This window comes from Gracilibacillus sp. JCM 18966, assembly GCF_055392695.1.
Genome location: NZ_AP043883.1, coordinates 1,980,845 through 1,995,206, shown reverse-complemented (window position 1 = coordinate 1,995,206; position 14,362 = coordinate 1,980,845). Strand labels below are relative to the sequence as shown.

General features: G+C 35.4%; 13 protein-coding genes and 2 pseudogenes. 7 read left to right on the top strand and 8 right to left on the bottom strand.

The features are described from left to right. Positions 1-114: 114 nt before the first annotated feature. The 5 genes from ACZ5N5_RS09610 to ACZ5N5_RS09590 form a co-directional block, all read right to left on the bottom strand. On the bottom strand, positions 115-1,080 hold the full coding sequence (locus tag ACZ5N5_RS09610; protein WP_109985798.1) for a DMT family transporter: 966 nt from the start codon (positions 1,078-1,080) through the stop codon (positions 115-117). 56 nt (positions 1,081-1,136) lie between these two features. Beyond that, positions 1,137-1,976, bottom strand: a complete 840-nt coding sequence (locus ACZ5N5_RS09605; protein WP_181397696.1) for an AraC family transcriptional regulator — start codon at positions 1,974-1,976, stop codon at positions 1,137-1,139. 73 nt (positions 1,977-2,049) lie between these two features. Next, complete coding sequence (locus ACZ5N5_RS09600) at positions 2,050-2,712, bottom strand: G protein-coupled receptor family protein (RefSeq protein WP_054860894.1); 663 nt, start codon at positions 2,710-2,712, stop codon at positions 2,050-2,052. Positions 2,713-3,252: 540 nt separating this feature from the next. Further along, on the bottom strand, positions 3,253-4,458 hold the full coding sequence (locus ACZ5N5_RS09595) for a Bcr/CflA family efflux MFS transporter (protein ID WP_109985863.1): 1,206 nt from the start codon (positions 4,456-4,458) through the stop codon (positions 3,253-3,255). A gap of 186 nt (positions 4,459-4,644) precedes the next feature. After that, positions 4,645-5,670 carry an ROK family transcriptional regulator gene (locus ACZ5N5_RS09590; RefSeq protein WP_109985795.1) on the bottom strand — a complete coding sequence of 342 codons (1,026 nt, stop codon included), beginning with the start codon at positions 5,668-5,670 and terminating at the stop codon, positions 4,645-4,647. Between the two features lie 184 nt (positions 5,671-5,854). Between ACZ5N5_RS09590 and ACZ5N5_RS09585 the strand changes: the two are divergent. Next, positions 5,855-6,764: pseudogene (locus ACZ5N5_RS09585) on the top strand (conjugal transfer protein). A 12-nt stretch (positions 6,765-6,776) separates the two neighbouring features. Here the strand turns inward: ACZ5N5_RS09585 and ACZ5N5_RS09580 are convergent. Further along, entirely contained in the window at positions 6,777-6,917 is a 141-nt protein-coding gene (locus tag ACZ5N5_RS09580) for a hypothetical protein (protein WP_181397695.1), read from the bottom strand. A 319-nt stretch (positions 6,918-7,236) separates the two neighbouring features. Here ACZ5N5_RS09580 and ACZ5N5_RS09575 point away from each other — a divergent pair, with 319 nt between their 5' ends. Next, on the top strand, positions 7,237-7,989 hold the full coding sequence (locus tag ACZ5N5_RS09575; RefSeq protein WP_054860893.1) for an alpha/beta fold hydrolase: 753 nt from the start codon (positions 7,237-7,239) through the stop codon (positions 7,987-7,989). 923 nt (positions 7,990-8,912) lie between these two features. Beyond that, positions 8,913-9,191, top strand: coding sequence for a DUF1572 family protein (locus ACZ5N5_RS09570; RefSeq protein ID WP_109985794.1), 279 nt, complete (start codon positions 8,913-8,915; stop codon positions 9,189-9,191). 1,112 nt (positions 9,192-10,303) lie between these two features. Here the strand turns inward: ACZ5N5_RS09570 and ACZ5N5_RS09565 are convergent. Further along, positions 10,304-10,846, bottom strand: coding sequence for a hypothetical protein (locus ACZ5N5_RS09565; RefSeq protein WP_054788049.1), 543 nt, complete (start codon positions 10,844-10,846; stop codon positions 10,304-10,306). A 182-nt stretch (positions 10,847-11,028) separates the two neighbouring features. Here ACZ5N5_RS09565 and ACZ5N5_RS09560 point away from each other — a divergent pair. Beyond that, positions 11,029-11,244, top strand: a pseudogene (locus tag ACZ5N5_RS09560) (IS4 family transposase); the annotation flags it as partial. 149 nt (positions 11,245-11,393) lie between these two features. Here the strand turns inward: ACZ5N5_RS09560 and ACZ5N5_RS09555 are convergent. Next, positions 11,394-11,999: a TetR/AcrR family transcriptional regulator gene (locus ACZ5N5_RS09555; protein ID WP_054860889.1), complete on the bottom strand. Its 606-nt coding sequence runs from the start codon at positions 11,997-11,999 to the stop codon at positions 11,394-11,396. A 96-nt stretch (positions 12,000-12,095) separates the two neighbouring features. Here ACZ5N5_RS09555 and ACZ5N5_RS09550 point away from each other — a divergent pair, with 96 nt between their 5' ends. From ACZ5N5_RS09550 to ACZ5N5_RS09540, 3 genes are all read left to right on the top strand, one after another. Further along, positions 12,096-12,809 carry a GAP family protein gene (locus tag ACZ5N5_RS09550; RefSeq protein ID WP_464373699.1) on the top strand — a complete coding sequence of 238 codons (714 nt, stop codon included), beginning with the start codon at positions 12,096-12,098 and terminating at the stop codon, positions 12,807-12,809. Between the two features lie 24 nt (positions 12,810-12,833). Then, entirely contained in the window at positions 12,834-13,055 is a 222-nt protein-coding gene (locus tag ACZ5N5_RS09545) for a hypothetical protein (RefSeq protein ID WP_054788050.1), read from the top strand. Between the two features lie 103 nt (positions 13,056-13,158). Continuing rightward, positions 13,159-14,310, top strand: a complete 1,152-nt coding sequence (locus ACZ5N5_RS09540) for an acyltransferase family protein (RefSeq protein ID WP_109985862.1) — start codon at positions 13,159-13,161, stop codon at positions 14,308-14,310. Positions 14,311-14,362 lie beyond the last annotated feature (52 nt).

Below are 14,362 nucleotides of genomic sequence, written 5' to 3'. Positions count from 1 at the left end.
AACTTCAATCAGAGGAGTTTACTGCCAGTTTACGCTGGGTAAAATATAGCAACCAGAGCACGTAGCAATATAAGGCTTAGGTTGCTTTATTTTTATTAATAAGTTAATCGTTTTCTATAGACTTTTGTTTAGAATTTTAAATCCATTAATTCTCCAAATGCCAAATGTAACACCGAATAGAATAAAAAAGATACTCATCCATTCCCAAATAGTAGGAATGGTCATGTGATAGACAAAAGAATAAAGGAGCCCAAATAATGTCTCAAAAACAATCATCATCCCAGCCATAGATACGGTTAAGCGCATTGAAGTTTGGTTCCAAGCCCATGTCGCTATCCATGAAGCAATAATACCTAACACGATAATACCAATAAAATAATGCGTAAGATAATCTTTAGCCAAAAGGTTACTCATTATTTGCTGATTGGTTACCCAACTAATAAACAAAACGAATAACACCAATGTTAATGTTTGAATCCCAACCATCGTAGAAAAAAGATCAGCAGAAACTTGGGATTCTTTTTTAAGAAAATTGGCGTTAGATATTCCATACCAGGTCCAAAAGGTGAGCGCAATGAAACAGCATAGCAATCCGAGCAAAAGATTCCCCTTTGAAACAAGGATACTACTGTCATTTCCTTGTTCACTACTATACACCAGAAGGATTCCTATTAGTATGGAACATGCAGGAATTAACATGATTTTAAAAGGAAATTCTTTATTCAGTAAATTTCCAACAAAACTGATGACAATCGGCAATGTTCCAATAATTAATGTAGTAATGGTAGCTCCTGCATATTGGATTCCTAATACTAGAAAGAAGAAATAACCGACATTTCCAGTAAAAGCATAAAGCAACGCTCTAGACCATATTCTTATCGGAATAGGTAAGATATGTTTTTTGTAGATAATGAATAAAGTAAGAGAATATAAACCATACATCAAATAGCGCCCTAAAGTAATTTCCAACGAAGTGAAAGTGGAGAGCATACTCGGTATAAGAAAGGCTAAACCCCATGCTGCGCCTGCAACTATACCAAATATAACTCCTAAAAAAGATGATTGGTTATTATCGCTCAATTCTGTTCCCCCTCAAAAAATCGTGATGTGATTTGATTATAGGGGAAAGATGGTAATCAGTATTGTACATCCTTGCTGGCAGCTACATACTGTCCGGGCGTAATTCCAAAAATTTTCTTAAAACGTCTGGAGAAATGGCTTTGATCGACAAAACCTACAGCTACCGCTACTTCCGCAATTGTTATTCCGTTATCTAATAATTTCTTTGCCTTTTCCATTCGAATTTGACTAAGATAAACATGAGGTGATATACCGCATTGCTTCGAAAATGTTCGAGAGAATTGAAACTCACTTAAACCTGATATTCTTGCCAGTGTTGATAACGTAATATCTTCATCATAACATTCGTGTATGTAGTCTTTTACTCTTTGGATTCTTTGTTGTGGTAAAGTGCTTTCCTTCACATGATTCCATGATTTTTCCGCAAAACCTTGTAGCAGCATTGAAAAAAAACGGATAAATTTCTCTTTTTGCTCCAGTTCAGAGTCTGAATATTCTAGAGTGTAATGCAAATCTAGGAACAAATAGACTATTTCAGGATCGCTAATCAGCACTTTTTTGAAAAACAAATGATTTTTAGCTGTATGCTCGATCCCTAATATCTCTTCAATTAATTTTTTTTCTGGATAAATCATACGATAAGTATAGCCACAAGTGTTAGCTGGATAGCCTGTGTGAACTTCTTCAGGATTTATAATAACCAAATTATTTTTCCGCGCAAATTGTATTTCTCCCTTATAGTAAAATCCCTCCACACCATCTTCAATAACTCCGATAGCAAATTCACGATGGGCATGCTTAGAGAAAGCATGATTAACATAGCTAGCACGTAAACAAGCCATTAAATCCAAATGTTTACTTTTCCAAAAATTCACCTTATCTGTTTGTGTGTTCAAAATAAAATGCCCCCTTGCTTTCTCCTCCACTTCTTTTTTTAAAGCTAAATGCATTTCTTTTTCTCGTACTCTCCTAAAAATCCTCGAAGCTGTTTGTTTCCATATCTATCAGCCAATGATTTTTAAGTGTCAGTGCACGTTCAAGGGCAGCAATAGCTGAGAGAATAAGTAAGGTTATGTTCAGCGATTGTGGCAGTTGAATAGGTGAGGTAAAAGTACCCACATGCTCTCTGATAAAGTCCATATATGTAATAACCTCAATGATTTGCGGAATTCCAAGTACAAGTGACACAAGTAGAGTAAAAACAGCAATCCAACCAACCCATTTACTAATCATTGGAAATCTCCAGTGAAACCTTTTCCTCAAGCCCTCAGCACTTCTGCGATCTGGTTCAAGCATTTGTTCTGCTTCTCCACTTACATAATGCATACGCTTCAAGCCATACATGGTCATGTCGAGCTCAATGTATCCATCTGGCACTGGAAAAGATGCAGGTACATCAGATGTAGCGGTATGCCGATCATCGATATAAAGCTTTGCCTGCTCTTTTTCGTCAAAAAACTCTACACTGACAGAATACTTCCTCCTTACACCTTCTTGATCGTTCAAATGTATATGAAAGATTGTCCTCGTAAACAATTGCCAGAACCGAAAGGGCTTTATCCGATGTCCATCACCTTCTTTAATTTTCTTCACTCTCTTATTTCGCTGCCATTTTTTATATTGTTTTAGCATCATGATCACCTCTATTTTTGGTGGAAATAAATAGGTTACTCTATTAATATAGATTACACAATTTATAGATGGAAAGAAAGTTAAATTTACCTATTGCAATGGAATTTGAGCTAAAGACAAACTTTCTAAACGGTTTAAAAATAGAATTGAATGGGTCTGTGTAACATTGTGCAACTTGTATTTCATTATTTTAGGCTATCTTAAGCACCCGCTTACTATATCGATTTATTAAGGTTATCTTACTCTGCACTCGACTATTACCTCAATATAATTTTAATAAGGATCGAAATGATGCTAGAGCAACAAGCCTAATAATCACGATATAGTCATTCACAAATGAATTGAAAGTACAGAAATTGAAAAGAATGACAGCGATTTTTTGGATGCTTGGAGCTAGACACAATTGAGCATATCTTTATTCTTTTTCCCATAAAAAAAGCCCAACTGAAATAAAATCAGTGGGACAAATAATTGTATATGTTCATTTTCATGAGAACTAATAATCTTCATAACTAGCATTGTACGAAAACAAAAGGTACATCATGCCTCAACCTCAACCTTTTTAACGCATGTAAATAATATAATAAAACCGATGAGGGAGGTTGTAAATAATATTGCCCCCATTGGAATCGACGATGCCTCATTAATACCCGCAAGTGGTGAAAATATGGAACCAAGCAATAATGGAAGCATACCTAAAACTGCACTTGCACTTCCTGCACGATGAGCTTGATTAGCCATCCCTAATGTAAAGGTACTTGTCGTAATCATCCCCATCGTAATCATGTATATAAAAATTAAGATAACGAGCGATACTAATGGTCCTTCTATGATTGTCATCACAAGCAAAAGCGAGGTTGCAGTTAACGCAACCACAACTGCGGTCTGAAGCAACTTTTGTTCGTGAATAATTCCACTAAAACGCCCTATAAGAAAGCTACCTGTTATAATTGCCAGTCCATTGATACCAAATAACACACTAAATACTTGAGGAGATACTCCATAAATATCCTGATAGACAAAAGGTGTACCAGATACATAGGCAAAACTGCCGCCATGGACAAAACCAACTACTAAGGCATAGCCAATAAATGAACGATCCTTGAGCAAGCTGCCCATCGTTGTTAATGAAGCTCCTACCGAACTTGGAATCCGTCTACTTGCTGGTAATGTTTCTTTTAGTTTTGTTGCAACTACCATGACCATTAACAGCCCAATGAAGCCTAAAAAGAAAAAAATACTTTTCCAACTGGTCGCTTCAAAAGACAAGATGAAACCACCCATTATTGGTGCTATCATCGGAGCTACCGCATTAATAACCATTAGTAATGAAAAAAACTTCGTAAGTTCTCGTCCGTTGAACACATCTCGTACTACTGCACGTGAAAGAACAACCCCTGCAGAGGCGGTTAGTCCTTGTATAAATCGTGCTGCAATCAATACCACAATATTAGGAGCAAGGGCACATAGAATGGACGCTAAAGCAAACAGGAACGTAGCAACAATTAACGGTTTCCGTCTTCCTTCAGCATCACTAATAGGGCCAACTAGCAACTGTCCTATCGCCAGCCCTAGTAGGCATGCCGTTAAACTTGATTGCACAAGTGTAGCACTTGTATCTAAATCTTGAGCAATTCCAGGGAAACTAGGCAAATACATATCAATATTAAGTGGTCCTAAAAAGGCAAGCAATCCAAGGAGCAATGCTAATCCCAATCGAGCTGTTCCTGTCGGATTATGTTGTATTGCTACTTCTTTTTCAAGGTTCATTTATCATCACTCCTAAATATATCAAAACTCACTGATTTCATCCCATAGCTTCCTCATTTGCTTTTTCATTAATGATTCCCTCATTCTTGAAGCTATTAACCACTTTTTAAACTACTTTAATAAGTAGTAACATAAATTCCTTAGAATCTTTTAAAAAATATTCTATATTGGTCGATTCATTATTAAATCTAGACCTAACTTCCGTAACCCAAATAAATAGTCTTGTCTCCAGTTGCTCATCACAATCTCGGGAAGATGCTCTGATGGGATATAGGTTGAGCTAATCCTATTAATCTCTTTTACCAGCCGTTGATTCATTTCATCACTACAAAAAATAATTGTATGAGGGTTGATGATTGCTACGAAGGAGGCGACTAACCTGCTGATAGCATCGATTTGTTTATTTTCATAAATCAGTTTCTTACCGAAGCTGGCTTTTTTTTCAAAAGCTTGTCCAAAATTTCGATCACTATATTGAGGCACAAAGGAAATCTCCCCGGCAAAAAATGTGCTTCCACGAACGACATCACCATTTATCATAAATCCAGCACCTTGACCATTGTGACTAACATTTAAATAGACGAGTGATCGATTATCCTTCATCCTTCTGTGATAGTAAAACCCAAGTACAGCTGCATTCATATCATTTTCAATGACAACAGGCAATGAAAAATAATCCTCAAAGTGGCCCTTTAGATCAACATTTTGAAATGATTTATAGTCTGGTATATAAAATATTCGATCATTATTAACCGAACCCGGCACACCAATTGCTAAAGATTTAATTTTCGAAGAGTGCGTTGTGATTATTTCTTCAATAAAAGTTGTTAATGAAGAAAGCCCATCATCTGTTAAGACACTTGGTCCTTTCCCTTCTTCTTTAACTTCCCCCGCACAATTAAAAATAAGATAATTCACCTTGTCACGCTCTAAGATAATAGCCAAACCTAACATACAGTCGTGATTATACAGGTATCGTTTGGCCCTTCTTCCTCCACTCGATTCATCTAAACCAACTGATACCACTTCCTCATTTTTCTCCATTCGCGAGAGGAACTTACTTATTGTCGGGAAGCTAATATCTAATGTATCTCTAAGTTCGCCTTTAGTTGCACTTCCATTTTTGAACATCACTTGACGGATGCTCGATAGGATTTCTTTATCTAATGATTTTTCGGTCTCATTCATCATTATTACACCTCATTCAACTTATTAAAGCCTTTTAATAAGTGACATTCCTAATGTAGCATACCACATGATGAAATTCAATAAGTCTATGCTTATTATTAAACTCCATCTGTAGACTACAACCTACTGGCAAAAGCACTTAATTGGAGCTGGACGTATTAAACAATAGAAAGGTTTGAATCAGATGAGAAGATTTTTTAAAAGAAAAGAAAAACAAACGACCGAAGCAAAATCCAGAAAAATGAAAGTACGGACTGTCGGTACACGTAAAAAACAGTAACTCTTTTATGGATATTACTTATTGGTAGCCTAGCCTTTGGGATCTATAAAAACTTTACAGCAATTGATCAACATACCGTTCATGAAAGAGAAATCATTGAAACCAAGATCATGGATACCAATGCGATTGAGAGCTTTACGAAAAACTTTGTGAAAGATTACTACACATGGCAAAATGAAAAAGATTCCATTGAACAACGGGTGGAAAAGATCAGTCACTATTTGACAGAGGAATTACAAGCATTAAATACCGATACTGTTAGAGTGGATATTCCTACTAGTTCCAGTGTGAGTGGTATTGATATCTGGTCAGTGTCACCAAAGAATGATAGTACCTATGCGGTTGTTTATTCGGTAGATCAAAAAATTACGGAAGATAAAAATAGCGAAAGGGTCCGATCCACCTATCGAATCATACTACATCAAGATAATATAGGTAACTTAGTTATTAAACAAAACCCTACCTTATGTAGCTACCGAATAAATCAGACTATGAGCCACAACAACCTGAAAGTAATGGTACAGTTGATTCCGATACTGTGCAAGAAGTGACAGAGCTTTTGGAGACGTTCTTTACATTTTATCCGACTGCAACAGAACAGGAACTTGATTATTATGTGAAAAATAATGCTTTACCACCGATTGGTAAGGATTATCTATTTTCAGGGCTAGTCAATCCAGTATTCCAGACCATAGAGAACCAAATAAAAGTATGGGTTACTGTTAAATATATTGACGAAGCAACAAAAGCCACACAGTATTCGCAATATATAATCACGTTAGAAAAAGATACAAATTGGATGATTGTCGAGTAAAAATGATTAAGTTTATTTACTGTAGCTTTTTAGAATAAAGGTTTGATCAAAAACAACCCGCAGACCCATAATTAAATTAAAAGAACCCGTTTTGAACCAAGCTGTTTCAGCGATCATTTTTCTTTTGTGATCATGATCAACTATTTTCGGCATTTAAATCACCTCTTGCTTTTATTTCACACACTGTGTTATTATCGTTTCATCACAGTGTGTGAAATAAATAAGGGGGATGTTTAGGTTCTAAAATCACTCATTGGAACATTAAAGCGGATGGACATTAATAAAGTCGTGAAATAGGACCTTCTTAAACAATTAAATCATTTGTAAGGTACATTAAACTTCCTTTTTAACCGAACAAGTTTAATAAATGGTTTTATGAACTGTTTGGGGGATATGAAAAGGAATCTTAGAAATGAAACGAAGATAGTCATGAGCAGTGCCTACTTTTTTCAGGGAAAGGAGATTGAAATAGATGGATCTTCATTACGAAATTAAAGGAAACGGAAAGCCGGTTATACTCCTTCATAGTGGAGCTATGGATTCACGTGACTGGGAATTCATCACACCACATCTTTCAAAGTCGTTCAAAGTAATCACTCTTGATGTCCGGGGTGCAGGAAGGTCACCCATTCCGAATGAACCCATTGATTATGTTGAGGATCTTAGAAAACTTTTGGACCATCTTAAAATTAAGAAAGGTGCCCTCGTTGGACATTCCCTAGGCGGACAAATTGCAACTGATTTTACTCTGACCTATCCGAAAAGGGTTTCTCAACTGGTATTGGTCGCTCCAGGCCTGTCGGGGTTTAAATTTTCTTCCGAACATGCGGAATTAGAGAGCCGAGTTTCTAAAGCTGCACCAGATGTCGAGAAAATGACTAATATAACATTAAGTGAGCCTTCCTGGAGCGTTTCTATCGGAAAAGCATACGATTTATTGCGCGAAATGATGATACATAATATTCAAAAGTCCTTTGATTGGAAAACATTCGAAACTGTCTCCTTCAATTCAGCGATGGAAAGATTGGGAGATATTAAAACGAAGACACTTTTTATCATAGGCGAGGAGGACTCAGAAGATCTCTTTAAAATCGCACAATTATATAAGGAAATTCCCAATATTAACTTTGTGAGTATACCTGGCGCTAATCACATCATCACTTTGACCCATCCTAAGAAGGTTTCCGACCACATCAGTCATTTTTTGACCTTACTAGAATGGTAATATCACGAAAACACAGATAAGGGATCCGTTCCAGTTCGGGAAAATCGTAAGTGGAAGCAATCGACTCACCATAATGTTATCCAGAATGTGGTTACCGTCAGAAAGTCTTTAAAGACTACTTATCATTTAAGTTTGAGACTCCTAAATGGCTTGAGGTAGATGAAATACATTGAATATGCCTTTGAAGTTATAGTCCGTTTGTGTTAAAACGAGTTGCACTTCAAAGGGGCATTTTGTTGAACAGTTGCATGAAGTAGCTTTATTATATTACAGCTTTTCCTTCCATTACAGGCATAGCCGTCATATTTTTAGTAAAAATACAGTTCACGGATAAGCTTGTAACTTGTTGAAGTTAAAAATAAATTATTTTAGAATGGCAGGAAATTAGAGGAAAAATTCATATTTTGAATCATAGGTTTAAAAAATAGTTACTTTTCAATAAAAATCTGATAGGAAGTGTGAAAAAAATATGTTGGATACTATATGTTTTTTTTGCAAAAATAAATTTACGATTAATCATTCTGATTCACAATATTATAAAATCAAAAAAGGAGAAAATAAATACTATATATGTAAAAGTTGCAATAATTCATTTCAACAAGAAGCGATTAATAAAACTGGAATAAGTCCGGATCAAATTGATGATTATGATAAGTTTTTCCGGTATAAATAAAACTCTCTTTAATATCGCGTAAATGTCAATTTTCTCATCATTCTTATAGCCGAACATCTTTACTTAAAAATCTGAAGGGAATGCCAAGGCATCCATATTCTGTTAAAGAGGTAGTTAATTGAGTAAGAATTAATGCTTTTTTGTTGAAGTTTTTAAGCGAACTAGCAGGTAGCTAAGAAGGGAATTTATTTTACGACGTAGAAATAGGTATAATAGTATTTCAAACTAGTACAGAAAAGTAGGTTGCTCATTGGATATTTCTATCTTACTTATTGATAGTATGTTGGAAAAATGTATATCTGAAAAAAATGGGGTTTATCAAGCAATTAAACAATTATCAGAAGAAGACTATGGCATCCAACTCCAGAGAGTAACCATAGCAAATCTAATATCTCATATAAAAGGTCCAGTGCCTCAACGATTTGAAACAGTATTTTTTAATGTAGCAGATAAAAGAGATAGAGATAAAGAGTTTGAGCGAGGGCTTCATTTATCAAAAAAAGAAGCTCTTACACTTGCTAACATTTGATATAATTCAGATTTTAGAAGATGCGAGATTAAAACACCAATTGTTAGTGTCGCAACCTCATCTGAATATGCCTCCACTTACTTTTAGTGCTAATAGTAACGAATTTAACAATACTCAATATGATGGTACAAATGATGCCAGGAATACATAACCCTACAGGGCAAATTATGACATTGCAAAAATGAGGAAGGGAACGTTAGTTCACGTTTTCCTTATGTTTAGCGAATAGAAGAGGTTGCTAGAACGATTTTGATGCTATAGACCAGTAAACAAACATCTATGTAAAGGTTTTTCACCCTTATGATCAATTGATACTGCACGGAATTATTGAATCAGTTGATCAATATTGCCAGCGGATGAAATTGCGCCATGAGAATAATGAGTGTACATGGGTAAATCTCTGTGACATTGTGGATCTTTATTCTAAATGTGTCCCATAAAGCTTCCCACGAAACTTTTTAGTGAGCTGTCTGTTTCCCTCTTCAAGTTTTTTGATACGCTCATTCTTTGCTGCCAGGAGGAGATCCTTACCTTTATCCGTTATCTGTTTTTAATTTTTTGTACGTGTATGGCTTTCCTTTTGTTCCCTTAGCACTTCAATTTGCTATCTAATATCCGGTTGATTGTAAGATAATAGAATTGCACCTATCCCTTTCAAATCCCTTTCATACCAATCGTTAGAGCTTATTTTTCATATCCAAAACTTGAATTATAACAATTTTTTCAAATCCACATCAGATTCACAAAGAAAATGGCCTTAAATGGGCTAATTTGTTTATAAGAATAGCGCCCGATTGTGGAAAATTGAAATGTGAAAGAGATGCAAAGCTTCTGTGGATTAGGGAAGTCCCATTACATCAACAGAAGCACCTTTTACATATACCTCTAATTGTAATAAACACAACATGAATTTAATTAGGTCTTTCCATTTCACTCATGAATAACCACGAACTGAGCACCAATACAATAATAACTACGTAAAAAAGTACGGTTTTCAATTTGGGCTTACTCCCACTTTTCAAAACTTGAACACCTAAAGGAGGAAGAGCTATGCAGAGTCCTGTTAGTGAGATTATTGTTGTCGTATTTGTTCCTTTTAGTACCCCCAATGCTTAGACAAACATCATTCCTAAAGCAAGTGATCGAAACCACCCAAAAACCTTAGACAGATATGCTCCTATAGCTAATACAATCCAGCCAAAAAGGATAGAAAAATTTAATATATTAACAACATGGAACATACCGTAAAACTCGCCAACAAAATTTGTAGCTACTTCAACATTTTCAATTTCTACAATTTGAAAAGCGAAGTGATCTACTCCCGAGTGGAACGCCCTTGCAAATAAACCAACAATTACTAATAAACCACCCCAAAGACCTAGACGTGGCTTTTTTTTACTAATTAACTGTACAAGGATTAAAATAGCTGGAAATAATAAAATCATTCCAATTAAAAATAGACTATAGGATGTGAGCATTAAGGTTGGATGTGTATCATAAGTTGCTAACTGATCAGGGAAAAAGAAATTATATTGTATTCTAAGCAGTGCAGAAATAACTAATAAGATAGGAGCTATTATTAAAGAAAGCCCTCCTAACCATCTTCCTGGGAATGAGTCTATATCATTTTGTAATATAATTCTTTCATTGAACATAATTTTTTCTCCTCCTAGCACAATACTTTGTTTATCGACAATGATATAATCTTAATGGATTTACAGTTGCATAACAGTTACTAAACGATTTTCATTTATTAACTGGCCACGGCCAACGTGAATAAAACAAGCATTGGGTTAGCTTTCTTCTTATTGTCTTCTCTTGAGGTTCAGAATCATCCTCCTTATTTTCATCTAATCGAAGTAAGGAGATTGAACTGTTTAGCAGAATGAAGAACCACACAACTGGAAGGTTTTCAAGGGATTTCGTATGCTCACTCTTGGCTGGTCAGATGGTGTGTCTTTTAGGCCGCTTGCTTTTTTCTTTGAGTTCAAAAACAGAGAAAAATCGGTACCAGAACATCGATTCGAATATAGACAAACGAACAGTTGGTTTCTTCCACTAATCTGCTTTTTTAACACAATAGTAGTTGCCAAATTTTGGGTCACTCCTTGCTCGGCTATTGCAGCTTTTAAGTGAAAAAATTCAATTTTTTCTAAAAAACAAAATCTACTAACTCATCGAATAATATTGATACATGATCAACTAACTCAATTGACTTTCATTACAGAGTGTTTCTAAATGATAATGGATTACTTCCTTCACCTTTTCCGGAGAGTAGACATCAGGTCTTAACAGAGCATGAATGGACAATCCATCAATTAATGCCGATAGCCTACTTTTTTCTAATTTTACATTAGTTGAATCAGATAAAATCCCTCGAAGAACTAGTATCTCGATCATTGAATTTGCTAATTCATACGTACCGTTAGTCATTTCATCTTTTTTTTCCTTTAATGGGTCACTTGTAAGTGACTGAAGTGCAAGGATCCACCATACACTCGATTCGATCTTCTTTTCTTCATCAATTGGTACAAGCTCCAATAAAACTTCCTCGACTGCCTGCAATGGATTTTCTGACCAACTTTTACTTTGAGAACGTTTTTTCCCTTCTTCCAAGTAATAATTCATGATAAATAATAACATTTCATCCTTAGTTGAAAAATAATGTCTTAACGCTCCAGCAGACATCCCTGCTTCAACTGCAACTCTTCTTATAGATGCTTTTTCGATTCCCTCTTTCTTAATAATATTCCAAGCCGCTACAGCAATTGACTTCCTTCTTTTTTCATGATTAACAATCCTTGGCATATTAAATCACTTCCCTTTTTTAGCACAGTGTGTTATTATTTTTTTAGCACGATGTGTTATTTTAATGATAACATATAAAAAGGAGGGACTCTATATTTGATCGAAAGTATTGAAGCCTTAATGCCTTCTTCATCAATGGACACACCAATAGCTTTGCTAATTATTTCTATTTGCTCATTAGTTGATATATTAAGTCCTGGTGTACTTGCAGTAACTGCCTATTTATTACTGACACAGCCTAATCAATTTTCTTCTCACTTGCTTGTTTTTTTGTTTATTACGCAGTTTGGCTATTTTCTGGTGGGTTTATTACTATACTTTGGTGGAGATTCATTATTGAAAGGAATCGGACAATTATCTGAATTTGACTTTATCAATTGGTTTTATATGCTTTTTGGAGCGATTATTGCTCTAATTAGTTTCAGTAAACCAAAAGATACTACAAAAAAACGTTTAATTTCATTTATCCCCCAAAAAATAACGATGAAAGGGATAATCGTCTTAGGTATCATTGTTTTTCTAATTGAATTTATAACTGCATTGCCTTACTTTTATTCCATTTTGTTAATGAATCACCTAACAATTGAGCCTTCCTCTTCTATCTTTATTATAATTGGCTACAATCTAGTAATGGTACTTCCTTCTCTTCTTCTGTTGGGGGTTAATATTATGTTTAAAGAGAAACTGCAACAATTTCTTAATAAAATCAGATCAAAATTAATTGAAGCTCCAATTTCTTCACTTTTGGTAGCGATAGGAATAGTAGGTGCAGTTTTTTTCAACATCGGTCTTAGAGGCATATTAAATTAAAAAATTATTAATGAGGTGTTCATCATGAAAGAATTTATTAGTGGGCTTAGTTTACTATTTCTTATACAAGGAATAGGCGGATTAATCAATCATTTGACTAACGGTGGGAAAAGTTGGTTTTTGGTAAATTATATTGATGCGTTACAGGGATTTGAAATTGTTATGGACATTGTATTTATTGTACTTGGTGGGATCATAGGTTTAGCCTCTTGGAAAATAGGCGGATCAACTAAAAGTGAAAATTAAAATATACAGCAAATAGGACGGCTTATATATAGCCGTGCAGTTTTGCGAATGTTCCTTTGAGATATATTTTTAAATTTTTATAGAGGAGAACATAAGAATTATGATGAATCCAAACCATATAGGGAGTTCATCTCCACAAAAGGAAGGTCGGTTATACTTTATTGATAACCTAAGGGCAGCACTTACAATATTGGTAGTACTACACCACTTGGTTTATTTTTCCATATATAATGATGTATTAACACAAGGGTCTATTGAGGTTTTTATAGGCCTTCTATTTCTTGCTTTTAATCAGACTTTTTTCATGGGGACGTTTTTTCTAATTTCTGGTTATTTTGTCCCTTCATCTTTTGAACGTAGGGGAGCAACTCGATTTATCAAAGATAGATGCATCCGCTTCTTATTCCCGTTTATCTTCTACGTTCTCATTCTTAGCCAAGTTCAACACATTGAAGTTTATATACTCGGTCAGGAGCCATTTACATGGCAAACCTATTTTTCACATTTAACCTATGGGCCGATGTGGTATGTAGAGCTACTTTTCGTATTCATTTGTTTATACGCAGTCTGGATAAAATTTATGAGCAAAAATAAGCTATCGGTAGTTCGTCAGAGTACGCCACCTACCTACACGATGCTTACCTTCTTTGTCATGATATTAGCAGTATCGTATTTCATCATAAGATTGTGGATCCCGGCTCTCGGTTTACCCGGCGGGGCTCCCGAAGTTCAATCATTCGTTGGACTTTTTACCGCAAGTGGCTATGATCTCCCACAATATGTCGGGCTATTCATTATGGGAATCATCGCTTACCAACGCAATTGGTTTCGAAATACTTCTGATTCTATGGGTAGGGCGGGGTTTGGAATCGCAATTGGAGCATCGATTCTTCTTCTTCCTTTAGCCTTTATATTTGGATTAGACCGATTACAGTTCTCTGGCGGCTGGAGCTGGACATCTTTGGTCTTCTCTCTGTGGGAAGCTCTATTCTGCGTTGGAATCAACCTTGGATTAATCATATTCTTTCGTAAAAGAATTTTTTATCAAGGAAAGGGTTGGAGCTTTTTGTCAACCCACTCCTTCGTGATTTACATCATTCATATACCGATTATCGCTATTGTTATCTCTGGATTGAAGGTCATCCAGTTTCCCCCTTCTTTCATGTTTCTCGCTACGGTGCTGATCACGATACCACTTTGCTTCATGTTAGGTTATATAATTCGACAGATTCCCTTTGTGTCAAGAATTCTTTAGGGGATGGTGAATTTCAAATAAAAAATGGAGATGCGGATTACGTGTATATAAA

Coding starts and splice junctions, on each gene's coding strand:
- ACZ5N5_RS09600 (WP_054860894.1), bottom strand. CDS start 2,712: ATGCTAAAACAATATAAAAAATGGCAGCGAAATAAGAGAGTGAAGAAA.
- ACZ5N5_RS09590 (WP_109985795.1), bottom strand. CDS start 5,670: ATGAATGAGACCGAAAAATCATTAGATAAAGAAATCCTATCGAGCATC.
- ACZ5N5_RS09580 (WP_181397695.1), bottom strand. CDS start 6,917: ATGCCGAAAATAGTTGATCATGATCACAAAAGAAAAATGATCGCTGAA.
- ACZ5N5_RS09575 (WP_054860893.1), top strand. CDS start 7,237: ATGGATCTTCATTACGAAATTAAAGGAAACGGAAAGCCGGTTATACTC.
- ACZ5N5_RS09565 (WP_054788049.1), bottom strand. CDS start 10,846: ATGTTCAATGAAAGAATTATATTACAAAATGATATAGACTCATTCCCA.
- ACZ5N5_RS09555 (WP_054860889.1), bottom strand. CDS start 11,999: ATGCCAAGGATTGTTAATCATGAAAAAAGAAGGAAGTCAATTGCTGTA.
- ACZ5N5_RS09545 (WP_054788050.1), top strand. CDS start 12,834: ATGAAAGAATTTATTAGTGGGCTTAGTTTACTATTTCTTATACAAGGA.
- ACZ5N5_RS09540 (WP_109985862.1), top strand. CDS start 13,159: ATGAATCCAAACCATATAGGGAGTTCATCTCCACAAAAGGAAGGTCGG.